Source organism: Streptococcus infantis, assembly GCF_047465185.1.
Taxonomy (GTDB): Bacteria; Bacillota; Bacilli; order Lactobacillales; family Streptococcaceae; genus Streptococcus; species Streptococcus infantis_O.
Map to the genome: position 1 here is coordinate 66,018 of NZ_JASHAJ010000003.1, position 25,959 is coordinate 91,976.

Annotated in this window: 21 protein-coding genes and 1 pseudogene; 15 read left to right on the forward strand and 7 right to left on the reverse strand. The window is 41.1% G+C overall.

All coding sequences use genetic code 11. The annotated features are described in order from the left end of the window. The first annotated feature begins 2 nt into the window (after positions 1 to 2). The 11 genes and pseudogenes from QM382_RS06140 (at position 3) to QM382_RS06190 (ending at position 10,953) form a co-directional block, all read left to right on the forward strand. Positions 3 to 1,586, forward strand: a complete 1,584-nt coding sequence (locus tag QM382_RS06140) for an Ig-like domain-containing protein (protein ID WP_414272785.1) — start codon at positions 3 to 5, stop codon at positions 1,584 to 1,586. A 76-nt stretch (positions 1,587 to 1,662) separates the two neighbouring features. Then, positions 1,663 to 2,622: a glycosyltransferase PgfS gene (pgfS, locus tag QM382_RS06145; protein WP_414272786.1), complete on the forward strand. Its 960-nt coding sequence runs from the start codon at positions 1,663 to 1,665 to the stop codon at positions 2,620 to 2,622. A gap of 22 nt (positions 2,623 to 2,644) precedes the next feature. Further along, positions 2,645 to 5,581 (forward strand): glycosyltransferase PgfM1, encoded by a 2,937-nt coding sequence (gene pgfM1, locus QM382_RS06150; RefSeq protein ID WP_414272787.1) that lies wholly within the window; start codon positions 2,645 to 2,647, stop codon positions 5,579 to 5,581. 189 nt (positions 5,582 to 5,770) lie between these two features. Then, positions 5,771 to 5,974 (forward strand): helix-turn-helix transcriptional regulator, encoded by a 204-nt coding sequence (locus tag QM382_RS06155; RefSeq protein WP_000916944.1) that lies wholly within the window; start codon positions 5,771 to 5,773, stop codon positions 5,972 to 5,974. Continuing rightward, a pseudogene (locus QM382_RS06160) lies at positions 5,974 to 6,185 on the forward strand (hypothetical protein). The gene QM382_RS06155 and the pseudogene QM382_RS06160 overlap by 1 nt, the downstream one beginning before the upstream one ends. Then, positions 6,182 to 6,532, forward strand: a complete 351-nt coding sequence (locus tag QM382_RS06165; RefSeq protein ID WP_414272788.1) for a PspC domain-containing protein — start codon at positions 6,182 to 6,184, stop codon at positions 6,530 to 6,532. The pseudogene QM382_RS06160 and the gene QM382_RS06165 overlap by 4 nt, the downstream one beginning before the upstream one ends. 14 nt (positions 6,533 to 6,546) lie before the next feature. Next, a complete protein-coding gene (locus tag QM382_RS06170; RefSeq protein ID WP_414272789.1) occupies positions 6,547 to 7,248 on the forward strand; it encodes a DUF3169 family protein in 702 nt (233 codons plus the stop codon). A 9-nt stretch (positions 7,249 to 7,257) separates the two neighbouring features. Further along, complete coding sequence (locus tag QM382_RS06175) at positions 7,258 to 7,899, forward strand: CPBP family intramembrane glutamic endopeptidase (protein ID WP_195183463.1); 642 nt, start codon at positions 7,258 to 7,260, stop codon at positions 7,897 to 7,899. 18 nt (positions 7,900 to 7,917) lie between these two features. Next, complete coding sequence (locus tag QM382_RS06180; protein WP_049496767.1) at positions 7,918 to 8,133, forward strand: hypothetical protein; 216 nt, start codon at positions 7,918 to 7,920, stop codon at positions 8,131 to 8,133. Between the two features lie 137 nt (positions 8,134 to 8,270). Next, positions 8,271 to 10,034 (forward strand): aspartate--tRNA ligase, encoded by a 1,764-nt coding sequence (aspS, locus tag QM382_RS06185; protein ID WP_414272790.1) that lies wholly within the window; start codon positions 8,271 to 8,273, stop codon positions 10,032 to 10,034. Beyond that, positions 10,012 to 10,953: a YitT family protein gene (locus tag QM382_RS06190; RefSeq protein ID WP_178894439.1), complete on the forward strand. Its 942-nt coding sequence runs from the start codon at positions 10,012 to 10,014 to the stop codon at positions 10,951 to 10,953. The genes aspS and QM382_RS06190 overlap by 23 nt, the downstream gene beginning before the upstream one ends. Before the next feature lie 54 nt (positions 10,954 to 11,007). Here the strand turns inward: QM382_RS06190 and QM382_RS06195 are convergent, their stop codons facing one another. The 5 genes from QM382_RS06195 to QM382_RS06215 all read right to left on the reverse strand — a co-directional run bounded on the left by QM382_RS06195 (position 11,008) and on the right by QM382_RS06215 (position 16,534). After that, entirely contained in the window at positions 11,008 to 11,994 is a 987-nt protein-coding gene (locus QM382_RS06195; RefSeq protein ID WP_414272791.1) for a LacI family DNA-binding transcriptional regulator, read from the reverse strand. 9 nt (positions 11,995 to 12,003) lie between these two features. Further along, positions 12,004 to 12,804, reverse strand: a complete 801-nt coding sequence (locus QM382_RS06200) for a DUF1189 domain-containing protein (RefSeq protein ID WP_414272792.1) — start codon at positions 12,802 to 12,804, stop codon at positions 12,004 to 12,006. A 204-nt stretch (positions 12,805 to 13,008) separates the two neighbouring features. Continuing rightward, positions 13,009 to 13,851, reverse strand: coding sequence for a sugar ABC transporter permease (locus QM382_RS06205; protein WP_254724668.1), 843 nt, complete (start codon positions 13,849 to 13,851; stop codon positions 13,009 to 13,011). A gap of 1 nt (position 13,852) precedes the next feature. Continuing rightward, the gene (locus tag QM382_RS06210; RefSeq protein WP_414272793.1) at positions 13,853 to 15,142 is read right to left on the reverse strand and encodes an ABC transporter permease subunit; all 1,290 of its coding nucleotides are present in this window, start codon (positions 15,140 to 15,142) and stop codon (positions 13,853 to 13,855) included. 123 nt (positions 15,143 to 15,265) lie between these two features. Then, positions 15,266 to 16,534 (reverse strand): extracellular solute-binding protein, encoded by a 1,269-nt coding sequence (locus QM382_RS06215; protein WP_414272794.1) that lies wholly within the window; start codon positions 16,532 to 16,534, stop codon positions 15,266 to 15,268. Positions 16,535 to 16,951: 417 nt separating this feature from the next. Between QM382_RS06215 and malQ the strand changes: the two genes are divergently transcribed. Both malQ and glgP read left to right on the forward strand, forming a co-directional pair. After that, positions 16,952 to 18,469 carry a 4-alpha-glucanotransferase gene (malQ, locus tag QM382_RS06220; protein WP_414272795.1) on the forward strand — a complete coding sequence of 506 codons (1,518 nt, stop codon included), beginning with the start codon at positions 16,952 to 16,954 and terminating at the stop codon, positions 18,467 to 18,469. Between the two features lie 22 nt (positions 18,470 to 18,491). Then, a complete protein-coding gene (gene glgP / locus QM382_RS06225) occupies positions 18,492 to 20,750 on the forward strand; it encodes a glycogen/starch/alpha-glucan family phosphorylase (RefSeq protein WP_414272796.1) in 2,259 nt (752 codons plus the stop codon). A gap of 53 nt (positions 20,751 to 20,803) precedes the next feature. Here the strand turns inward: glgP and QM382_RS06230 are convergent, their stop codons facing one another. Then, on the reverse strand, positions 20,804 to 21,652 hold the full coding sequence (locus QM382_RS06230) for a putative RNA methyltransferase (RefSeq protein ID WP_414272797.1): 849 nt from the start codon (positions 21,650 to 21,652) through the stop codon (positions 20,804 to 20,806). Positions 21,653 to 21,705: 53 nt separating this feature from the next. Further along, positions 21,706 to 22,962: a tyrosine--tRNA ligase gene (tyrS, locus tag QM382_RS06235; protein ID WP_315640316.1), complete on the reverse strand. Its 1,257-nt coding sequence runs from the start codon at positions 22,960 to 22,962 to the stop codon at positions 21,706 to 21,708. Positions 22,963 to 23,296: 334 nt separating this feature from the next. On the opposite strand from tyrS, the gene mutL reads away from it, so the two are divergent. Beyond that, positions 23,297 to 25,246, forward strand: coding sequence for a DNA mismatch repair endonuclease MutL (gene mutL, locus QM382_RS06240; RefSeq protein ID WP_414272798.1), 1,950 nt, complete (start codon positions 23,297 to 23,299; stop codon positions 25,244 to 25,246). Between the two features lie 119 nt (positions 25,247 to 25,365). Further along, entirely contained in the window at positions 25,366 to 25,959 is a 594-nt protein-coding gene (gene ruvA, locus QM382_RS06245; protein WP_414272799.1) for a Holliday junction branch migration protein RuvA, read from the forward strand.

Below are 25,959 nucleotides of genomic sequence, written 5' to 3' on the forward strand. Positions count from 1 at the left end.
CCATGAATTATTTTAAAAAGAACACGATGCGCGTGTTTGCATTTTTGGGTATAATCGTGTTATCTTTGACGGTACTGACAACAGTATTTGCAGCTGATGTTACAGACTATACCAATAAAACATCAATCACTGTTGATGGTCAACCATTGACATCTGACACTCAAATCGGAACAGGTAAAGTTTTGGAAGCAACCAATACTATTTCTTTTCCTGATACTCAACAAATTAAGGAAGGCGATGTACTGGTACTTGACCTTCCTAAAGAATTGGGCTTGATCACCAAGCTAGAATTTCCAATCACCCATAGCAGTGGTGAAGTAATTGGGAATGCTGTGACAGATCCAAGCACTCAAAAAGTAACGATTACTTTTACAGATTATTTCTCTAAGAATTACAAGGATAAGGTAATGTCTTTGAAATATTCTGTTCGTCCAAACGTAACCAACTTACCAGAATCAGGTAACTATACTTTCCAATTCGGGACAGAAAAATATACCCTCAATTACAATAAAACAGACGGTGAAGCTGGTGACTATGAAATGAAATATGGTTACCAAGATTCAGAAAATCCTAACCGCATCAAGTGGCGTGTTGTTTTGAACGCTGTTCAGGATAAATTGAACAACATGGTCATCAAGGATGACTTTAGTGATAGTGGACAAGTATTGGTAGAAAGCTCTTTCCGTGCAGTTCGTTATGCGACTCAACCAGAAAAAATTCCAAATGAAGCAGCACTTCTTAAATTGGAACCAATCGATAACTTTAGCAAAAAAGCTGAATTCACTCGAAATGCAGATGGAAAAATCACAGGCTTCACCATTAACTTTGGTGACAACTGGAATTGGGCGATGTACATTGAGTACACAACAGAGTTGACTTCGGAACTTCCAAAAGATACTCAAGTTGCCAATGTTTTGGAATGGACAGCAAGCAACTTCGAAAAGCGTACTCCAATTAAGGCCTTGACCCGTTTAGAAACAGGTTCAGGTGAGGGTAGTGGAGATAAGACTACTACAACTACAACTACGACCACAACAACCACAACGACAACTTCTACAACTACAACGACAGAAGAACCAACGACAACTTCTACAACTACAACGACAGAAGAACCAACGACAACTTCTACAACTACAACGACAGAAGGTCCAACGACAACTTCTACAACTACAACGACAGAAGAACCAACGACAACTTCTACAACTACAACAACAGAAGAACCGGCGACAACTTCTACAACTACAACGACAGAAGGTCCAGCGACAACTTCTACAACTACAACGACAGAAGGTCCAGCGACAACTTCTACAACTACAACAACAGAAGAACCAGCGACAACTTCTACAACTACAACAACAGAAGAGCCAAAAACTACTTCAACAACAGAAGGATCAACGACAACTTCAACGACCGCATCAACAGAAGGGCCAACAACCACTTCAACAACAGAAGGATCAACGACTACAACAGATGAGAAACCAAAACTTCCTAAAACTGGAGAAGCCGTAGGAACTGGCTTGGTATTTGCAGGAATCGTCATCTTATCAGGCACAGTTGTATTGAAACGTAAATATTCTAATAAGTAATAGTTGAGTTTCTTTAGATAGGGGAGAGCATGGCTCTCTCCCTTTTTTAAAAAAGTAGATATTATGGAGTATTTAGATGAAACTATCAATTCTTATCACTCTTTTAAATGAAGAATTAGTTCTCGCTCAAACGCATAAAGCCATCTCTGAGCAGTTAGAGAGTATGATTTTATCGGAAGAACTGTCTGACTACGAAATTCTCTATGTGGATGACGGCAGTAGCGATAGCACACTAGAATTAATCGATGCTATTGCCAATGAAAACCCACGGGTCAAGTATATCAGCTTTAGTAGAAACTTTGGACGCGAGAGTGGAATTCTTGCTGGTTTTAAGTATGCGACTGGTGATGCAGTTATGGTGATGGATGGTGATTTGCAACATCCGCCCTACCTTATCCCTCTCTTTGTAGAAGCTTATAAAGAAGGATATGACATTGTCAGCGGTCAGAGAACTCGAGAAGGGGAGTCATTTGTAGGAAGCTTCTTTGCTCGTAGTTTTTATAAATTCTCGAATCACTCCATGGACGTTAAATTGACAGATGGAAAATCCGAGTTACGTCTCCTCAGTAAGAGAGCTGTGGATGTATTTGTTTCACTGCCGGAGTACAATCGATTTAACAAAGGGCTTTATGAGTGGATCGGTTTTAAAGAGAAGGTTATTCCTTATCAAAATGAAGTTCGTAAGGCAGGAAAAAGTAAATTTGGCTTTAAGAAGTCTATGAACTATGCTTTCCAGGGGATTATCTCATTTAATGACCGACCGCTTAGAATTTGTATCCAATTTGGATTTGTCAGTATGGCTCTGTCTCTTCTCTACATTGTTTATGAATTTTGTAAATTTATCTTTTCTTCCGACTATACAAGTGGCTATTTTACAACAATAGCAGCCATTATCTTGTTTAGTAGTGTGCAATTGATTTTCATCGGAGTACTTGGAGAGTATATTGGAAAGATTTATTACGAGGTGAAGCAACGTCCTCACTTTATCGTCGCAAAAAGTAATATTGACCAAGCTGAAAAAGATAAGATTGGTTAAAATGGTATAGGAGAAAACAAACATGGATAAGTGGTTAATGCGTTGGCAAGAATTAAAAGGGAAACACCCTAAAGCCTTGCTTTATACGATAAGTGCCTTGTTACCGATGACAATTATGCTGGTTGTATGGTTTTTCATGGGTAGCTATCCTTTTGGGAATAAAAGTCTGATGGCAGTTGACTTTGGTCAGCAGTATATCAGCTTTTTTGGCTTACTTAAACATGCGGTACTTACTGGTGATTTGAGTAGCCTGACTTACTCTTTTACTAAATCTCTCGGTGGAGACATGATAGGGGTTTTGGGCTATTACTTGATGAGTCCCTTTAATATTTTTTATATTCTTATTCCCTTCAAACACTATGGTTTAGCAGTTTTTCTGATTATTTGGCTTAGATATGGAACAATCGGATTTTCTTTCTCTCATTTCCTGATTAAGCGCTATAAGGGAGCAGAATCTCGTGTGTGGTTGGTGCCTTTGTTTGCAACAGCCTATGCTCTTTCAGGGATGCTCGTTTCCTATCAGATGAACGTCATTTTCTATGATGCCATGATTATGCTGCCGCTCGTTATCGTTTATCTGGAAGAACTCTTGGATGGAGGGAGACCCTATCGTTATGCCTTTATTCTAGGGTTAACAGTCTTTCTGCAGTTCTATATGGGCTATATGATTTCGATTTTTATCGTCCTATACTCTTGCTATTATGTTTCACCACGCCTCTCTATTCAGGGATCTCTGAAACAGAAGCTGAAACACTTCTTGAGTCCTTTGGTAAAAGCATTTGCCTTCTCTGTCATTGGGGTTGCTACGGCATCGGTGTTGATTGTGCCAGTTTTCTATAATCTCCTTGAGAGTAAGGGGCAGGTTGGAGATGCCATGAAGTTCTCCTTCGCCTTTCAGATCAACCCCGTGGATATCCTGTCGAAGTTAGCTATCGGTGGTTTTGATACTGCCTCAGGCTGGTCGGCCGGACCTAACCTTCCAAATATCTACATTGGTGCTTTAGGATTTCTAGGTTTTATCCTCTACTTTACATCGAAGCAGGTAGCCAAGGAAAAACGTTGGGCTGCAGGTGCGGTCACCCTTGTCTTCTTGATTTCCTTTGTCAATGAATTTGTAAGTAAAATCTGGCATATGGGACAAAATCCAGCTGGATTCTTCTTCCGTTTCTCATGGTTATTCTCGTTCTTTATGCTCGTTTTAGCCTATCAAGTAGTTAAGGGACAAGTAGAAATTTCTCGCAGAGGGAAGTTACTTTCAGTGGTGTTGCTCGTTTTATCAGCAATTTATCTCTATACAAAGAAATTCACCTACCTTCCAAAAACCCAGCCAGAAGCTTTGACTCAATTCCTATCAAAGAATCTTCTTGTGTTTTGGGTATTACTAATAGCTATCACTGCAGCCTGCTCTTATCTCTATTGGAGTCGTTCTCGTAAAGCTCCTCAAGTGAAAAAAATGGTGCTATTGATAGCTGGTGCTGTCGTCCTTCTTTTAGGAATTCTTCTCCAAACAGGATATTTCTTATCTCAGGTTGTATTAACCTTGTTGGTCTATTTGGCAGTTATCTTCTTATTGCGAACAAGAATGACCAGACTAGCCATTCTTGCCGTGTCTGCCCTAACAATCTTTGAGTTAGGCTATAATGCCTATCTATCTCAAGTGACCTTTGGGTATGCAGATGTAGACAAGTTTGTGGATGCGACGGTATCTGTAAAACAAGTGACAGATGATGTTCAAAAACAGGCAGATCAACCATTCTATCGAATTGCAACAACCTTTGCCTATTCAAAAACAGTGCCATCGCTTGTTTCCTACCCAGGTTTAAGTACCTTCAGTTCAAGCTTAGAGCGTACGACCATGGATCAATTTGCCTTTATGGGTGACCAAGGGATTAATGCAGCGACAGAGTATGAAAATGGGACCTTGTTAACAGATGCCTTATACGGTGTTCGCTACTATATGGATGTCAAAGACCTGGATCCTACTGAGAAAGAAGCTCATCCTGAGAGAATGTATTTCACACGTTTTGCCAGTCGTTTTGATATGCAGCGTTATTTCACGCAGAAGGTTTACGAAGATGAACGCTATATCGTGTACGAAAATCCAAATTCTTTCCCATTAGCCTATGGAACAAATGATTTGGTAAGAAACATCAACTTTGGTAGAAATAACGCTATCCAAAATCAAAATATCATCCTTAACTCTATGGAAGGCGTGAAAAAAGGCGAGGAAAACTACCTCGACTACTTCAAACCCCTAGCCTATGGTGATGTTGAAACAGAAAATCTTACTGAGGAAAATGTCGACAAAGAAAAAGGAACTGCAGTCTACAGGCGGGTGGATTCTTCTAAGGATGCAGTGGTTCGTTACCGAATTACTCCGCGAACAAATTTGACCTATTATTTCTTCGTACCAGCAAGTCTAAATTCAGAGAAAGATTACTCCGTCCTTCTGAACGGCAAGTGGTTCACTCATTCCAAGAGAAATACGCAACGTCAACTATGGCAAATCGCTGACAATGCAGAGAATCAAGAGTCTGTATTGGAGTTCCGCTTTAAAACAGACAAGGTTGACCTTTCAAACGCAGGAGTTTACCGCGCAGAAATCAGTCAAATTCAAAGTGCTTTAGAAAAGCGGAAGGAACAAGGTCTACAAGTTGAGAAATTCTCGAATACTCATATCGTCGGTTCAGTGAATATTACTGACGACAGTAAATACATGATGACCTCTATCCCTTATAGTGAGGGTTGGAAGGTGAAAGTAGATGGCAAGGATGTCCCTGTGACAAAAGCATGGAACAGCTTTATTTCATTCCCGATTACTTCCGGACAACACAAAGTAGAATTTGTCTTCTCCCAAAAAGGAAGGGTTACAGGAGCTGCATTGACTCTCATCAGTCTAACAACGCTTTATATCGTCAGAAGAGATTACAAGAAGGATGATAAAAACCAGCTGAAATAAAGTCAAGACACTCCATCAGCTGAGTAAGCAATTTTTTATCAACTATAAAAAAATACGGTCAGGATACCATTCCTGACCGTTTTCTTTTACAAAATGACAAAAATCTTAAACTTTTTGACAAATATGCTTGTCAAAAATAAAAAGATATGTTACAATAAAATCAAGATAAGAACAAAGGAGAAAAAAGACATGCTGAAAAATCGTCTAAAAGAGCTTCGGGCTCGCGATGGCCTGAATCAAACAGAGCTGGCCAAACTAGCTGGCGTGTCCAGGCAAACCATCAGCTTGCTTGAGCGGGATGAGTATACCCCATCCATCGTCATTGCCCTGAAGATTGCTCAAATTTTCCATGAGCCAGTCGAGTCAGTCTTCCGCTTAGAGGAGGATGAGTGATGAACAAGTATAAAGTGATTTATTATCTATCTATCTATCTATAGTTGTGTTTATCGTAAATCTTTTGGCTATGATTGGAAGCCTATTTGGTTGGTTTACAATTGTTGAAAGTAAATACCTCTTCTGGATTAACATAGTTTTACTATTAGTCTTTAGATGGGTAGAGAGAAAGATAAAGTTTAAAGAGATCCTAAAAGGAGAAAAGTTATGAAAGAGTTTTTAGCGGGTTTTCAAGTCGATACTGAGAACAAAGCACTTGCCGGTGTTTGTGCAGGTTTAGGAAATTATTTTAATATTCAAGCCAATATCGTTCGTTTGGTGACAGTCTTGTTATTCCTCTCTTCGACTGAGGTCGGGATTATAACAGTAACTCTCTATGCCTATCTAGCAGGTTGGCTTGGCAATGAGCCCTTGGGGGATGGAGCAAAAAAAGCTAGAAATCAAGCTATTCTCTTAGTCGTTGTTTGTTTGCTTTTGGTCTCACTTGGATCAGAAGGCTTGACCGCTATTTTTGAATCAGGTAAAACTTTTGGTCAATGGTTGTCTGGTTTGTTTTAGAAAGAGGTTGAAATATGGAAAAGAAACATATCATTTTTGCACTGAAGCTTTTTATTGCAGGAGTTTTATTAGGAATATTTGCTGGTTTCCTTGGTGTTAATCCTTTAGGTATCAGTCAAGCTCAAGTAATCATTGCCTTGTACTCAATCTTTCTTGGTCTAGGGCTGATTACGGTAATTCTAACCTTTTATTTCATTAGAAAAAGCCATCAGGCTTATCAGAGTTATCAAAGAGAAGAAGAGGACGAAGAAAACGAACAAGACTATCTTGCTATGTATCGTTTCTTAGATTATGGTACGGTAGCTTGGAATGTTTGCCAAATTAGTATGCTATCCTGTCTACTTATAGATTTGGGAGCTTTGGGCCCATCAGTAGCATCCTTACTTTTGATAGTTTTAGGTATCTGGGCAGGTGCTTACTGTCTCAAAATCACCAGCAAGATTCGTAACTACAAACTTTCTATTACGGCGACTCCCAAGGAAGTTTTAGACTACCTCGATACTTATGATGAGGGAGAAAAACAGGCTGAGATGGAAGAAGCTTACTTGATCTTGTTCAAGGTTAATCAGCTCCTCATTCCTGGTATCTATGTTGTCTTAGTAGTTTTATCTGTGGTATTGGGGCAAGTACAATTGGTTGCTCTACTCGTGGCAGTTGTCATCCATATGTATACGAATGTGGCACTATTGCGAAAAACAAAACGTTATTTCAAATAGGAGAATATTATGAAAACACTTCAAAACATTGGCTGGTATAGCCTTACTTTCTTATCATTTATTATGGTCTATAGTTTTATTCAGGGCGTAGGTTTAGTGGCTATGAAAATGGGTGCGCCTGAATATGTTGCTGTCCCAATTTATGTCTTATTGGCAGGAATTTTCACCTTCGTTACTTACAAGTGGTATAAGACAGGAACCGTTACGATTGAAAAAACAGCCCTTAACAAATACATCTGGTTGCCTGCCTTGGTATTGGTTCTTGTCATAGCAGCACAAAATTTCTTACCAAATGATCCATCAGTCAATCAACAGATGTTAGAACAAATGACTCATAATCAACCTCTTTTCTCTTTCTTTATGATAGTGCTCTTTGCGCCTCTTACAGAAGAATTGACCTTTAGAGGAATGTTAGCTCGCTATGTCTTTCCTCAACAAGATAACGTCAAGCAGACAGTTCTCTTTCTTCTTGTAAGCACCATCATTTTTGCACTTGTTCATTTCCCTGGGACTCCTCAACAGTTCCTGGTCTATGCTTCACTCGGCTTTAGCTTGGGACTGGCTTACATCAGCAAGGGTGGTCTGGCCTATAGTATAGCTCTACATGCCTTGAATAATTTAATCGGATTTTTAATGATTATCATGCTATAATAGACTCAGGAGGAAGTCATGAAACGAGTGATATTATTAGCAGTGATTCAGGCAGTTGTTCTCTTCCTTATTATTGGAGCGCTTGCCTATGCTTTTAAAGGGGATTTCTTTTATAATCATCTAGCAGTTATCTTTGCACCAATTGCAGGTATTATGCGATTTGCGACAGCCTATGCAACGGAGATTGTTCTCCCTAAAAAGGCAGCGGAGATTGCTGAAAAGCGAAAAAAATAAAGAAATACCAAATCCAGCGAAAGACTTTGCTGGATTTTTTCATTTATCGCAGGAAACTCTCAACTTTTCTGATGATTTTCATGAAGAGCCTGCGCTTTTATGGTAAAATAGTAACAGAATACAAGAGGAGAGAAGAAATGAAACGCAGTATGTATGCTGGTCGTGTTCGTGAGGAACACATCGGACAAGAAATTACCTTGAAGGGTTGGGTTGCCCGTCGTCGTGACCTGGGTGGCTTGATCTTTATCGACCTTCGTGACCGTGAAGGGATTATGCAGTTGGTTATCAACCCTGAAAAAGTATCAGCAGAGGTGATGGCAACAGCTGAGAGCCTTCGTAGTGAATATGTCATCGAGGTGACTGGTCAAGTTGCTGCACGTGAGCAAGCAAATGATAAGTTGGCGACTGGAGCGGTTGAACTGAATGTAACAGCTCTTGCTGTACTCAATACAGCTAAGACAACACCATTTGAAATTAAGGATGGCATTGAGGCTAACGATGATACGCGTCTACGTTACCGTTACCTTGACCTTCGTCGTCCAGAAATGTTGGAAAATCTTAAACTTCGTGCCAAGGTGACACATTCGATCCGCAACTACTTGGATGAGTTGGAATTTATCGATGTGGAAACGCCATTCCTTTCTAAGTCAACACCAGAAGGGGCGCGTGACTATTTGGTTCCATCTCGTGTTAATAAAGGGCATTTTTACGCTCTTCCTCAAAGTCCGCAGATTACAAAACAGTTGTTGATGAATGCGGGATTTGACCGTTACTACCAAATCGTCAAATGTTTCCGCGATGAAGACTTGCGTGGAGACCGTCAGCCTGAATTTACCCAGGTCGACTTGGAAACTTCATTCCTGACTGAGCAAGAAATCCAAGATATCACAGAAGGCTTGATTGCGCGCGTGATGAAGGAAACAAAAGGGATTGAAGTAACGCTTCCGTTCCCTCGTATGAAGTACGATGATGCCATGGCTCTTTATGGTTCTGACAAGCCTGATACTCGTTTTGAGATGTTGCTTCAGGACTTGACAGAAGTGGTCAAAGGTGTGGACTTTAAAGTCTTCTCAGAAGCACCTGCTGTTAAAGCCATTGTCGTCAAAGGTGCAGCAGACAACTACTCACGTAAAGACATCGACAAGATGACAGAAGTAGCCAAGCAGTATGGTGCTAAGGGTCTTGCTTGGGTTAAGGTTGTTGACGGTGAATTAAACGGACCTGTTGCTAAATTCTTGACTAGCATTCAAGGCGATTTAACAAGTGCGCTTGGTCTTGAAGATAAAGACTTGGTTCTCTTTGTGGCTGATACGCTTGAAGTAGCAAATGCAACACTTGGAGCCCTTCGTGGACGTATTGCCAAAGAGCTTGGCTTGATTGATAACGACAAATTTAACTTCCTCTGGGTAGTTGACTGGCCAATGTTTGAATGGTCTGAAGAAGAAGGTCGTTATATGAGCGCCCACCATCCATTTACTCTTCCTCAAGCAGATACTACTCATGAGCTTGAAGGTGATTTGGCTAAGGTTCGTGCTATTGCCTACGACATCGTCTTGAACGGTTATGAACTTGGTGGCGGTAGCCTTCGTATCAACCAAAAAGAACTTCAAGAACGTATGTTCAAGGCCCTTGGATTCTCAACAGAAGAAGCAAATGACCAGTTTGGATTCCTTTTGGAAGCCATGGACTATGGATTCCCACCACACGGTGGCTTGGCTATCGGACTTGACCGCTTTGTAATGCTCTTAGCAGGCGAAGAAAATATCCGTGAAGTGATTGCTTTTCCTAAGAACAATAAAGCAACTGACCCAATGACCCAAGCACCATCAACAGTAGCTCTTAAACAATTAGAGGAACTCAATCTACAAGTAGAACAAGATGAAACAAACGAAACTAACTAAAAAGTGGTACCATTATCTGCGCCGCTTTGCTTATCGGGTGAAGATTTTACGTGTTTTGCAAAGTATCTCCCGAGAAAAATACGATGAAAAAATTTCAGCTTCTCTGGTATATGGTTTTCTATCAGCAGTAGCCGTCAATTTCTTCTTCCAACCAGGACACGTTTATTCAAGTGGAGCAACAGGTTTAGCTCAGATTATCTCAAGCCTTAGTAACTACTGGTTTAATTTCCATATTCCAATTTCTGTAGCTTTCTATTGTATCAATATACCACTCATGATTTTAGCTTGGCGCCAGATTGGGCATAAGTTCACGATATTTACCTTTATCACGGTATCCATGAGCTCGCTCTTTATCCAATTTGTGCCAGTGGTGGTCTTGACAGAGGATCCCATCATCAATGCTCTCTTTGGTGGGGTAGTCATGGGACTTGGTATCGGCTTTGCTTTACGCCATAACATTTCCAGTGGTGGAACGGATATTGTCAGTCTTACCATTCGTAAGAAGACAGGACGAAACGTCGGAAGCATCTCCTTCCTAGTGAACGGGACAATCATGCTGATTGCAGGCTTGACCTTTGGTTGGAAATATGCCCTTTATTCCATGATTACGATCTTTGTCTCAAGCCGTGTAACAGATGCAGTTTTCACCAAACAGAAACGCATGCAGGCCATGATCGTCACTAGCAATCCAGATGCAGTGATTGAGAAAATCCACAACAAATTGCACCGTGGGGCAACGATGATCCATGATGCTGAAGGAACTTATAACCATGAGCGTAAGGCAGTTTTAATTACGGTTATCACTCGTGCAGAGTTCAATGATTTTAAACAGATTATGAAACAAGTTGATCCGACAGCCTTTGTATCGGTCTCAGAGAATGTTCATATTCTTGGACGATTTGTCGAAGTTGAAAACTAGTTGTTCAGGTAAATAGAATACAAAAAAACCAACTCAAAATAGAGAGTTGGTTTTTTATTTTTCAACGATTTCGTGTGCAATCACCTGACGATAGCAGATTTGACGATTCTCTTTGACATCATTAATGATTTGCAGAATGGTTTCAAATGAAGTTCGGCCAAGAGCAAGGCTATTGATATCAACATAGGCAGCTAGATTCAATCTTGGATTCACCGAATCAAAGCTTAGAACCGGAACATCAAGCTGGTGTTCGTTGAGGTAGTTACAGACACCTTCAGCTAAGAGACTATCTGTTGTGATAATAGCATCGGTCTGAGGGTCATATTTAAAGAGTTGTTTACTAAAGTTATAGCCCTTTTCTTCTAGAAACTCGTCTGCAAAGAAGGTACGGTGATTATCAAGAGGCAGATTGTGTTCTTGAAGTGCTTGCTCGTAACCTGTCAGACGGTCTAGTGTTACGAAGAGTCGCTTAGTACCTCCGATAAAGGCAATTCGACTGCATCCTTTTTTGATAAAGTATTCTGTAGCATCATAGCCAGCTTGTACATTATCATTATCTACAAGTGGGATAAATGGGGAAAGTGATTTCCCAAGAATGAGGAAGGGAAATTGCTCATCGACGACTAGATTAACCAGAGGGTCATTTTCTTGGGCATACAAGAAGATAAGACCATCAACGCGTTTACCATAGACCATCTGAGAAATAGCGTCAAGACGCTCTTTTTCGTTTTTTCCAGTGGCGATTTGAATGGCATAGTGATTTTCTGAGGCAACCTGTGCAATCCCTCTAAGAACAGAAGGGAAGAAAGGGTTTTGGTAGAAAACATCTGAATCATCTGGAAGGACTAAGCCAATAACTTGCGTATAACTGCTAACAAGACTTCGAGCATTTAGATTAGGATGATAATTGAGTTCTTTCATTGCCTTTCGAACTCGTTTTTTTGTTTCGTCACTAATCGTTGATTTGTTTTGAATAACACGGGTTACGGTTGAAGGAGAAACTCCTGCAGCTTTGGCCACGTCTTTAATCGTAACAGGCATAATAATCTCCTACTTTTTGTAGTCTGGATCACGATAATGAGTCTTATAAAAGATAGTGACCAGGTATAGAACAAATAAAATGTTTTGAACAGTAATCAAAGTTGCCATATTCTGCCCCAAGAGACCTAGAATCAGGGTAAGTAAAGTTGGTAATCCTAAACAGTTCAAAATAAAATGATAGCACTCTTTATAGGTCTTAAATGAGAAGAGACGTGATTTTTTCGTGAAGTAGAGCAGAAGGCTAGCACCTAAAGCTACAATGAAAAAATTAAGTCCAAAGAGGAAACTAGCACCTAAGACCAGGAAGAGACTGATATAGACGCGATTCTGTTGATACCAGTCTTTTGAAATAGCCTGAGTCAAGCTTTCCTTGTTTTGGAAGCTATCAGTTGTGATAGCGTGATAGCGGATGCTGGTTAACTCTTTTCCTTGCTTACTGATGACGAGTTGCTCGGGTTCAAAGCTAAGAAGTAATTCCTCAGGGAAACTTGAACTAGCAGTAGCCCCGATTTGTACAGAAGCTTGATGAGGAGTCGAACCAGTATAGCTTAGTTTTCCATCTACAATCTGAGCATTGGTAGCTAGATCATGAACGACTTCGTCCGTCAATGGAGCATAGACATCATCGATGAACGTCTCTAAAGGATAGGTTTCCTGAGAACTATTCTGGATAGCAATAGGCACCATGGATAAGCTAATCAAGAAAATACTGGTAAAAATCAGTTGAAACCAGTTTAGACCAAAACGATGAGAGAGGGGCTTACGAAATCCCCAAATACTATTAAAATAAGAAAATGGATATGGTAACATAAATCTCTTTCTATAGGCATTTTTCTATATGAGTATTATATAGAGAAATGTTTTTTATTTCAAGCGGGGATAGTAGAATCCTTGGTAAAAGTGAATGTATGTTATGATTCGTCCACTAACTAACAAGGTAATCTCAGCAAGCTCTTGTTTCTCACCAGACAATTGATGTACAAGGTCAAAAATGAAAAGGGTGGCGAGGGTATATTACCCCTTGTCGCCACCGCTTGTAAGTCCTGAAACGAAGTTCTTTTGCAAGAAGAAGAAAAGTGTACAGATTGGAAGAGCGATGAGGATAGCACCTGCTGAGAAGTAGGCGATCTTCAAGTTCTTCGCATTGCTGACGAAGGTTTGTAGACCAACGGCAACTGTAAAGTATTCTTTTTCACGAAGCAAGAAACTAGAGAGGATATAGTCTCCGAAAGGTCCCATGAAGGCCCAGAGTGCTTGTACAGCAACCATTGGGCGAACAAGAGGGAGAACGATTTGCCAGAAGCGGCGGAAGTGTCCTGCACCATCTAGTTTTGCAGACTCATCAAGAGACATTGGCACGGTGTCAAAGTAACCTTTCATCAACCAAGCATTCATAGGGATACCACCACCGACGTAGAGGAAGATGAGGAACCAGCTATGGTTAAGGGCGTTCAACATGAGGGCCATAACAAAGAAGGCAGTCAAAGCGGCCATTGTTGGCACCATTTGGATAATCAAGAAGAAGACCAAACTTTGTTTACGAGCCAAGAAGTTGTAACGGCTATAGGCATAACCAGCAAGTACGATAATACTTGTCTGAACAACCATAGTGATCAAAGCGATGATCAAAGTGTTGAGGTACCATGTGCCGTACAAGGTTTCTGTAAAGAGCCCTTTGAAGTTATCAAGACTGAAATTAACATTGCTGTCGAGCTTGAAGGCCACAACGTTACCGGCCTTAAAGGCTGACATAATCGTGATTAAAAGAGGATAGATAATAACGATTGAAAGTCCAATTAAGTAAAGATAAGTAAGGGTTTGAGTCAGTCTACGTTTGATTTTGATTGAGTTATTCATCTTAGACGTCCTCCATATCAAATGCGTGTAGTTTCTTGAATGCAATCATAGAAATAGAGATGACAATGATTGAAATAATCAAGGTAACAGCAGCTGCCATAGAGTATTGAGGAGCTGTACCAGTTGTCAAACGGTAGATCCATGAGATCAAGATATCGGTTGAACCAGCTCCACCACCGACACTACCAGGACCACCACCATTGAAGAGATACATGATAGAGAAGTTGTTGAAGTTGAAGGTGTATTGGCTGATCAAAGTAGGTGCCGCAACGGCCAAAATCATTGGGAAAGTAATGTTGCGGAATTTTTGCCAAGCGTTTGCACCGTCGATATAAGCTGCTTCATACAAGTCATTTGGAATAGACTGTAGGATACCGAGAGTCAAGACGTAGATATAAGGGAATCCAAGCCAACCTTGCATCATAATCAAGGCAACCTTAGTCCAAGTAGGGTCTGTTTTCCAAGGAATGAGTGCCCCGTCGAGGAATGGAAGAACCTTAGCAAAGAGAGGGATAACTTGGGTATTGATAGCACCAACACTATCGTTGAACATGTTTGAGAATGTCAAGATAGTGATAAAGGCTGGAACCGCCCAAGGTAGAAGGAAGATAACACCAAAGATACGTTTCCCCTTGATGAATGGTTGGTTAGCGATAATAGCTGTAAAGATACCGAGTACGATTTGCAAAGTAGATGCAGATAAAGCCCAGATAATAGTCCAAGAAAGGACAGAACCGAAGGCTGAACGGAAGGTACTTAAGCTCCAGATATTTGTAAAGTTAGTCAATCCAACCCAATCCAAGAGTTTGTTTGGTGGTAAATGTTGGAAATCGTAGTTAGTAAAGGCAATCATCAAGGTTACAATAACCGGGAAGATGATTGCAAATGTCATGGCAACGTAAGATGGAATGATAAGCAAGTAAGGGAATCCATTTTCATAGATACCTTTAATCATATCCTTAAGTGTCAATGGGACAGGGATGCCATTATTGATACGTTTTGCAATAGTGTGAGCGTCTTTAATATTGAGAATATAAAAGGCTAGATAAACAATTACAAAAATAGAGTGGAAAGCACCACGAATCAACATGAAGAGAGAGTTGTCACGGCCAGGTTTTTCACCAAGCGTGATTAAGTTGCTCAATTCAGGTGCTGCAAGTACTATAAAATAGAGGACAAAAGCCATTGTTACAGCAAGGAAGATAAAACCTTTAGCTTTTTGTTTGTTGTAGATTTGTCCCAACCCAGGAATCAATGAAAGCAAGGCTGCTTTTTTTGGTTCTTGTTCCATGAGTGCTCCTTTCATAAGATACGAGCATTGAGCTCGATGCTAATCAGCAAAATTGCTGAAAACATTGTCAATATATCTAAAAATCAAGGGAGATGTTTAAATTATCTCCCTTGAATCAATCAATTAGTTACCAAATTTTTGTTGGATTGTTTCTTTGATCAATGTTACAGCATCATTAGCAGCTGTTTTAGCATCTTTCTTACCGCTTACAGCGTCAAAGAGCATTGTTTTAGCTGGGTCCCAAACTGTTGACATTTGAGAGATGTTTGGCATTGGTTGAGCGTTCTTGAACTGTTCGATAACGGCAGTTGTCAACTCATCTTTTTTACCTTCTGCGTAAGCACGAGCTTCAGTGTTCGCTGGGATTTCGTTAGTAGCATCGTAGAATGCTTTTTGTTGTTCAGTTGAAACAAGGAAGTCTACGAATTTTTGAGCTCCTTCAAGGTTCTTAGTGCTTGATGGGATGATCCAAGCTTTACCACCACCAAAGGCTGCGTAGTTTTTACCGTTTGGAAGAGTTGGGATAGTTGCAACACCGTAGTTTACTTTAGCATCTTTGAATGCTTGAGCTTTCCAAGGACCATCGATGATCGCAGCTGTTTTACCTTCTTGGAATTGAGTTTGGATCAAGTTTCCAGCACCTTCAGTGTCTTGCATACCTTTAGGCCATTTATCGTACCAAGTTTTAGCGTATTCGATACCTGCGATAGCACCATCGTTAGCAAGACCGATATCTTTAGGATTTTTACCATTGTCACCAAATACGTAAGCTCCGTTACCAGCAAGAAGTCCGTATGCGTAGTAGAAGTTAGTCCAGTCAGCTAGGAAAGCAGTAGTTTTTCCATCTTCACCAGCGAAGGCATATTTGCTATCTTTAGCAAGGTTTTCTAAGTCAGCAAATGTTTTTGGAGCTTCTTTAATCAAATCTTTGTTATAGTACATAACAAGTGATTCGATAACGGCTGGAGCACCGTAAACTTTTCCACCAACAGTTACAAGAGATTTAGTAGTATCGTCTGTTTTAGCACCGTCGCTCAAAGTTACTTCTGAAAGTTGTCCGTCAGTACCAAGGCTACCTACACGGTCGTATGGAGCCATCATAACGTCAGCAGCTTTACCTGATTGGTTATCAAGTGAAAGGTTGTCAAGTCCGCCTAATTGGTCACCAGTTTTAATAGTAACTTTTACACCAGCTTCTTTTTCGTAAGCTTTTGCAGCTGATTCAGCAAAGGCTTTGTATTGATCTTCAACGTAGAAAGTGATTTCTTTCGCTTCAGATGAACCAGAATCAGCAGACTTATCAGCAGTTTTGCTTCCGCAAGCTACCAAAAGCAAGCTAGCAAGTGTAGCAGTTCCAAGCACAGCAGCGCTCTTCATGAATTTAGATGACATAGTGTATTCCTCCTAAAGAATAACAAATTTTATAGTCTAGGGAACGCAAACGTTTTCCCTTATGACCATAGTATAGCACAAACAGAAAACGGTTGCAAGTATTTTTTTGAAAAAATTTTAAAAAGCTTGTGACTGGCTAATTCCTAAAATTGTTTGTATAATAGAAGAGAAATAGGAAATCGTGTAAATTTCAATTCAAAAATAATTGAAGGAAAACGATTGCATAAATAGAAGACGAAACAAATGGAGGCGGAAAATTAAAATATAGGGAATTTCCGATTTCGGAAATAAAAAGTAGAGAAAAAGTTTTTTTTACAAACGCTTGCATTTATTTTAGAAATGGGGTATACTTGACTTAGCGCAAACGTTTGCGCAAAAATTGAAATAATTAACAATATAAACACTTGAGGTGCTAATATGAAAAAACGTCAAAGCGGTGTGTTGATGCACATCTCATCACTTCCAGGAGCATACGGAATCGGATCATTTGGTCAAAGCGCCTATGATTTCGTTGACTTCTTGGTTCGTACAAAGCAACGTTACTGGCAAATCCTTCCTTTAGGAACAACCAGCTATGGAGATTCTCCATACCAATCATTCTCAGCCTTTGCTGGAAACACTCATTTTATCGACCTTGATATTTTGGTGGAGCAAGGTTTGTTGGAAGCAAGTGATCTTGAAGGTGTGGACTTTGGTAGCAACCCAACTGAAGTTGACTATGCTAAAATCTACTATGCACGTCGTCCACTTCTAGAGAAAGCTGTCAAACGTTTCCTTGAAGCCGGAGATGTCAAAGACTTCGAAAAATTTGCTCAAGAAAATCAATCATGGCTTGAACTATTTGCAGAGTATATGGCAATCAAGGAGCATTTTGACAATCTTGCTTGGACTGAATGGCCAGATGCTGATGCTCGTGCTCGCAAAGCTTCAACTCTTGAAAGTTACCGTGAGAAATTAGCTGACAAGCTTGTTTACCACCGTGTAACCCAATACCTTTTCTTCCAACAATGGTTGAAATTGAAAGCATATGCTAATGACAACCATATCGAAATTGTCGGAGATATGCCTATCTATGTAGCGGAAGATTCAAGCGATATGTGGGCAAATCCACATCTCTTCAAGACAGATGTCAACGGTAAGGCGACTTGCATCGCAGGATGCCCACCAGATGAATTTTCTGCAACTGGTCAGCTCTGGGGTAACCCAATCTATGACTGGGAAGCTATGGACAAAGATGGCTACAAATGGTGGATTGAACGCTTGCGTGAAAGCTTCAAAATCTACGATATCGTTCGTATCGACCACTTCCGTGGATTTGAGTCTTACTGGGAAATTCCTGCTGGTTCTAAAACAGCGGCACCTGGTAAATGGGTGAAAGGACCTGACTACAAACTCTTTGCAGCGGTTAAAGAAGAACTTGGTGACTTGAACATCATCGCAGAAGACCTTGGATTCATGACTGATGAAGTTATCGAGCTTCGTGAGCGTACTGGATTCCCAGGAATGAAAGTCCTTCAATTTGCCTTCAACCCAGAACATGAAAGTATCGACAGCCCACACTTGGCACCAGCAAACTCAGTTATGTATACAGGAACACACGATAACAACACTGTTCTTGGTTGGTACCGTGATGAGATTGACGATCCAACACGTGAGTACATGGCACGCTATACAAACCGCAAGGAATACGAAACAGTAGTACATGCTATGCTTCGTACAGCCTTTTCATCAGTAAGCTTTATGACTATCGCTACTATGCAAGATTTGCTAGAGTTGGATGGTTCAGCTCGTATGAACTTCCCATCTACTCTTGGTGGAAACTGGTCATGGCGTATGACAGAGGATCAATTGACTCCTGCTGTCGAAGAAACTTTGCTTGACTTGACTACAATTTATCGCCGAATTAATGAAAATTTGGTAGAATTAAAGAAATAAGACAATATCAGGAGACACAAAAATGTTACCATTAAAAGAATTTGTACAAAATCGTTACAATAAATCTATCGCAGAATGTAGCAACGAAGAGCTTTACCTTGCTCTTCTTAACTACAGCAAACTTGCTAGCAGCCAAAAACCAGTCAACACTGGTAAGAAAAAAGTTTACTACATCTCAGCTGAGTTCTTGATTGGTAAACTCTTGTCAAACAACTTGATTAACCTTGGTCTTTATGACGAAGTTAAAAAAGAACTTGCTGATGCAGGTAAAGAGTTGATCGAAATCGAAGAAGTAGAATTGGAACCATCACTTGGTAATGGTGGTTTGGGACGTTTGGCAGCCTGCTTTATCGACTCAATCGCTACACTTGGTTTGAATGGTGACGGTGTTGGTTTGAACTACCACTTCGGTCTTTTCCAACAAGTGCTTAAAAACAACCAACAAGAAACTATTCCTAACGCTTGGTTGACTGACCAAAACTGGTTGGTTCGCTCAAGCCGTAGCTACCAAGTACCATTTGCTCACTTTACATTGACATCTACTCTTTACGATATCGATGTACCTGGTTACAAGACGGCTACTAAAAACCGTTTGCGTTTGTTTGACTTGGATTCAGTTGATTCATCTATCATTGAAGATGGCATTAACTTTGATAAGACAGACATCGCTCGCAACTTGACTCTTTTCCTTTACCCAGACGATAGCGACAAACAAGGTGAATTACTCCGTATCTTCCAACAATACTTCATGGTTTCAAACGGTGCTCAATTGATCATCGATGAAGCCATCGAAAAAGGAAGCAACTTGCATGACCTTGCTGACTACGCAGTTGTACAAATCAACGATACTCACCCATCAATGGTGATTCCTGAGTTGATCCGTCTTTTGACTGAACGTGGTATCGAACTTGATGAAGCAATCTCTATCGTTCGTAGCATGACTGCTTACACAAACCACACAATCCTTGCTGAAGCCCTTGAAAAATGGCCTCTTGAATTCTTGGAAGAAGTGGTTCCTCACTTGGTACCAATCATCAAAGAATTGGACCGTCGTGTTCGTGCTGAATACAAAGATCCAGCTGTTCAAATCATTGATGAACACGATCGTGTTCACATGGCTCACATGGATATCCACTACGGATACAGTGTAAACGGGGTTGCCGCTCTTCATACAGAAATTTTGAAGAACTCTGAGTTGAAAGCTTTCTACGATCTTTACCCAGAAAAATTCAACAACAAAACAAACGGTATCACTTTCCGTCGTTGGCTCATGCATGCTAACCCAAGCTTGTCTCACTACTTGGATGAGATCCTTGGACGCGAATGGCACCATGAAGCTTCTAAATTGGAAGACCTTCTTTCATACGAAGACAAGGCTGCTGTCAAAGAAAAATTGGAAAGCATCAAAGCTCACAACAAACGTAAGTTGGCTCGTCACTTGAAAGAACACCAAGGTGTGGAAATCAATACAAACTCAATCTTTGATATCCAAATCAAACGTCTTCACGAGTACAAACGTCAACAAATGAACGCTTTGTATGTGATTCACAAATACTTAGACATCAAGGCTGGTAATATCCCTGCTCGTCCAATCACAGTATTCTTTGGTGGTAAAGCAGCTCCTGCCTACACAATCGCTCAAGACATCATCCACTTGATCCTTTGCTTGTCAGAAGTGATTGCTAACGACCCAGCAGTAGCCCCACACTTACAAGTCGTAATGGTTGAAAACTACAATGTTACTGCAGCAAGCTTCCTTATCCCAGCATGTGACATCTCAGAACAAATCTCACTTGCTTCTAAAGAAGCTTCAGGTACTGGTAACATGAAATTCATGTTGAACGGAGCTTTGACTCTTGGTACTATGGACGGGGCTAACGTGGAAATCGCTGAGTTGGTTGGAGACGAAAACATCTACATTTTTGGTGAAGATTCAGAAACTGTTATCGACCTTTATGCAAAATCAGCTTACAAATCAAGCGAATTCTACGCTCGTAAAGCGATCAAACCATTGGTTGACTTTATCGTGAGCGACGCTGTTCTTGCAGTTGGTAAGAAAGAACGCTTGGAACGTCTTTACAATGAATTGATCAACAAAGACTGGTTCATGACTCTTCTTGACTTGGAAGACTACATCAAAGTGAAAGAGCAAATGCTTGCTGATTACGAAAACCGTGATGCATGGTTGGATAAAGTGATCGTCAACATTGCTAAAGCAGGATTCTTCTCATCTGACCGTACAATCGCTCAGTACAACGAAGATATCTGGCACTTGAACTAAGATTAAACAAAAACGCATCTATTAAAGATGCGTTTTTTCATATTTAAACTAATTTACAGTGCTTTCCCAACCAGGATCTCTGCTTCGATGGTAATCTCTGTCAGTTGGCTCCAGTCAATCTTGCTTTGGTCAACGTGAAAGAGTAGGGGCGCCATGCTGAGTAAGGCCTGTCTTTGCTCTGCTGTAATGGATTTGGTCAGGGAAGCTATCTGACTAGATTGGATGCTGAAATGTTCCTGGAAATGTTCCTTGATATCTTGGTTGGAATAGTCCTTCTTTGTCAGCTGCTCCTGTACAGTTTTGCGGATTTCTTTAAGGTGATTTTTGGTAGGAATGACCTTCATTAAGATACCGTTTTGAGATAAAACGCGGCGGAATTCACCGTAGTTAGCAGGGGAAAAGATATCAAGCAGGATATCCATGCTGGCGTCTTTTATAGGAAGACGAGCCAGGTCACCGACAAACCAATTGACTGACCAGTTGGGTTCACTCTTAGCAGCGATTTGGACGGAATCTTTAGAAATATCGAAGGCATAGAAGGTCTTGTCAGGGTGACTTTCTTGGAGTTTACGAGAGTAGAAACCTTCGCCACAACCGATGTCCAAGACAGTTTTTGCGGATGGTTTAGTCGCTAGTATGTCTGAGATGCCTTCTAAGATAGCCTGATAAAATCCAGCTTCTAGGATTTGCTGGCGATTTTGAAAGTTTTCCTTGTCGTAGTTGGCCGATTGTTTGATTTGTGGTGCTAGATTGACATAGCCGAATTTTGCTAGGTCAAAAGAATGGCGGTTGCTACACTTGAGGCTAGTCTCAATCAAGGTCAGATTTTCTTGGCAGATAGGACAGGCAAAGGCACTAGCAGAAGCAAAGCGATGGAGTTTGGGTTTGAGGTTTGTATTCATAGTTTTAGTCTAGCAAAAAAAGGACTGGATAGCAAATGCCTCCAGTCTGTTTTTTAATATGTAAGGACGAAGTATTTTTTCTTACCACGGCGGATAACAGTGAGTTCGTTCTCTAACTTATCTGCATCTCCTAAGACATAGTCCAGGTCTTGGATACGGTCGCCGTTGACGTAGATAGCACCGTTTTGTACGTCTTCACGGGCTTGGCGTTTTGAGTTAACCACGCCAGAAGATACGAGAAGTTCAACGATGTTGTGGTTTTCGTCTGCCTGTACTTGGTAGTTTGGCACGCCACGAAGTCCTTGTTTGAGTTCTTTGACAGAAAGGTTTTTGATATTTCCTGCAAAGAGTTGTTCAGTGATGTTAAGGGCTTCTTTGTAGGCTTCTTCTCCGTGGACAAGAGTCACGACTTCACGAGCCAAGACTTTTTGAGCCAAGCGTTCGTGTGGTGCTGCTTCGAATTGTTTACGGATGTCTTCAATCTCGTCTAATGACAAGAAAGTAAAGATTTTCAAGAAACGAACAGCGTCAGCGTCCATAACGTTCATCCAGAATTGGTACATTTCGTATGGAGAAGTCTTTTCAGGGTTGAGCCAAACAGCATTCCCTTCAGATTTACCAAATTTCTTACCAGTTGCATCTGTAATCAGTGGAACAGTAATTACGTGACCAGTCTTGTCAGCCTTACGACGAAGCAACTCGGTACCAGCGGTCATATTTCCCCATTGGTCTGATCCGCCGATTTGAAGAGTAACATTGTGCTCTTGGTTAAGAACAAAGAAGTCATACCCTTGCATGATTTGGTAGGCAAACTCAGTGTAAGAAATCCCTGTTTCAATCCGTTTTTTCACAGACTCCTTGCTCATCATGTAGTTGACAGTGAAGTATTTTCCGATATCACGGAGGAAGTCAATGAAGCTGATGCTGCCAAACCAGTCGTAGTTGTTGACCATGACAGCTTTATTTTCCCCATTTTCAAAGTCAAGAAAGCGAGAAAGTTGTCCTTGGATAGACTTGACCCAGCCATCTACTGTGTCTTTTGTTTGGAGACTACGCTCAGCATCTTTGAAGGACGGATCTCCGATGAGACCTGTAGCACCGCCAACGAGCGCATATGGTTTGTGACCTGCTAACTGCAAACGACGACTTGTCAAGATTGCGACAAGGTGACCTAGGTGAAGGCTGTCAGCAGTTGGATCGTAGCCAGTATAATAAGAAACTTGACCTTCTTCTAGGGCTTTACGCAAAGCTTCTTCATCAGTCGTTTGAAAAATCAAACCACGCTCTTTTAGCTCATCAAAAATGTGCATGTGTCTTTTCTCCTTTTTAAAATATTATTTCTACCTATTTTACCACAAACTTGGCAAATAACCTAGTAAAATCGGGAAGAAAGTTGCTACTCGGACTTTTTTGGAAACGAGTGAAATATGGTATAATAGCACTAGCTTATACTCAATGAAAATCAAAGAGCAAACTAGGAAGCTAGCCGCAGGTTGCTCAAAACACTGTTTTGAGGTTGTGGATAGAACTGACGAAGTCAGTAACACATATACGGCAAGGCGAGACTGACGTGGTTTGAAGAGATTTTTGAAGAGTATTGTTTTCAGAGAAATAGATAAAAATAGTTAAGAAAGGGGCTGAAAGATGTCTCATATTATTGAATTGCCAGAAGTCTTGACCAATCAAATCGCGGCAGGAGAAGTAATCGAACGTCCTGCTAGTGTGGTTAAGGAGCTGATTGAAAATGCAATTGATGCTGGCTCTAGCCAGATTATCGTTGAAATCGAGGAAGCTGGGCTTAAGAAAATCCAAATCACCGATAATGGACACGGGATTGCCCACGATGAAGTCGAGTTGGCTCTCCGTCGTCATGCAACCAGTAAGATTAAGAATCAAGCGGATCTTTTTCGGATTCGGACCCTCGGCTTTCGTGGTGAAGCCCTGCCCTCTATCGCATCTGTTAGTGTTTTGACTTTGTTGACAGCGGTGGACGGTGCCAGTCACGGGACCAAGCTAGTGGCTCGTGGGGGAGAAGTTGAGGAAATTATTCCTGCGACCAGTCCTGTAGGGACTAAGGTTTGTGTGGAAGATCTCTTTTTCAATACACCGGCTCGTCTCAAGTATATGAAGAGCCAGCAGGCAGAGTTGTCTCATATCATTGATATTGTCAATCGTCTGGGGTTAGCCCATCCTGAGATTTCCTTTAGCCTGATTAGCGATGGCAAGGAAATGACACGAACAGCTGGTACGGGTCAACTGCGTCAAGCCATTGCTGGGATTTATGGTTTAGTCAGTGCCAAAAAAATGGTTGAGATTGAGAATGCTGACCTAGATTTTGAAATTTCAGGTTTTGTCTCATTGCCTGAATTGACACGGGCTAATCGTAACTATATCAGCCTTTTTATCAATGGCCGTTATATCAAAAACTTCCTGCTCAATCGTGCCATTTTAGATGGATACGGTAGCAAGCTCATGGTGGGGCGTTTTCCACTGGCTGTCATTCACATCCAGATTGACCCTTACTTAGCCGATGTCAATGTGCATCCAACCAAGCAAGAGGTGCGGATTTCCAAGGAAAGAGAACTAATGGCGCTGGTTTCAGAAGCTATTGCAAAGAGTCTCAAGGAACAGACCTTGATTCCAGATGCCTTGGAAAATCTGGCAAAATCTACTGTTCGCAATCGTGAAAAAGTAGAGCAAACGACTTTGCCACTGAGAGAAAATACGCTCTATTATGAAAAAAATGAACCGACCAGACCGACACAAGCTGAGGTGGCAGACCATCAGGTGAATCTGACGGAAGAAAGACAGGATTTGAATCTGTTTGCTAAGGAAGCCTTGGACCAGATGACCAAGCCAGCTAAACTGCATTTTGCAGAGAGAAAGCCTGCTAGCTATGACCAACTGGACCATCCAGAGTTAGATCTAGCTAGTTTGGATAAGGCTTATGACAAGTTGGAGCGGGAAGAATCTTCAAGCTTTCCAGAGTTGGAATTTTTCGGTCAGATGCATGGAACCTATCTCTTTGCCCAAGGTCGAGATGGGCTCTACATCATAGATCAGCACGCGGCTCAGGAACGGGTTAAGTATGAGGAGTACCGTGAGAGCATTGGCAATGTTGACCAGAGCCAGCAGCAACTCCTAGTGCCTTATATCTTTGAATTCCCTGCGGATGATGCCCTTCGTCTCAAGGAAAGAATGTCACTTTTAGAGGAAGTTGGTGTCTTTCTAGCAGAGTACGGGGAGAATCAGTTTATCTTGCGCGAACATCCCATTTGGATGGCAGAGGAGGAAATCGAGTCTGGAATCTATGAGATGTGCGACATGCTCCTCTTGACCAAGGAAATTTCAATCAAGAAATACCGAGCTGAACTAGCCATTATGATGTCCTGCAAGCGATCCATCAAGGCCAACCATCGTATCGATGACCACTCAGCTAGGCAACTCCTCTATCAGCTTTCCCAATGTGACAACCCATACAACTGTCCCCACGGACGCCCTGTTTTGGTCCACTTTACCAAGTCGGACATGGAAAAGATGTTCCGTCGCATTCAGGAAAATCACACAAGCCTACGAGAGCTAGGAAAATACTAATACTCTTCGAAAATCCCTTTAAACCTCGTCAGCTTTACCTTGCCTAACTCAAGTTATGCCTAAGGTTAGCTTCCTAGTTTAGATTTGATTTTCATTGAGTATAAATTGAAGGGAAAATTATGTACGAATATCTAAAGGGTATTATTACCAAAATTACTGCTAAATATATCGTCCTTGAGGCAAATGGTATCGGTTATATCTTGCATGTAGCTAACCCTTATGCCTACTCAGGACAAGTCAACCAAGAAGCGCAAATCTATGTGCATCAAGTCATCCGTGAAGATGCTCATTTGCTTTACGGTTTTCGTTCAGAAGACGAGAAAAAGCTCTTTCTCAGCTTAATCTCTGTATCAGGCATCGGCCCAGTTTCAGCTCTGGCTATCATCGCAGCTGATGACAATGCAGGCCTCGTTCAAGCTATTGAGACTAAGAACATCACCTACTTGACCAAGTTCCCTAAAATCGGTAAGAAAACAGCCCAACAGATGGTGTTGGACTTAGAAGGGAAAGTTGTCGTGGCAGGAGACGATCTCCCTGCTAAGGCTGCAGCTCCATCTAGCAGTGACAACCAAGAACTGGAAGAAGCTATGGAAGCCATGTTGGCTTTGGGCTACAAGGCAACTGAGCTTAAGAAAATTAAGAAATTCTTTGAAGGAACGACAGACACAGCTGAGAACTATATCAAGTCGGCCCTTAAAATGTTGGTCAAATAG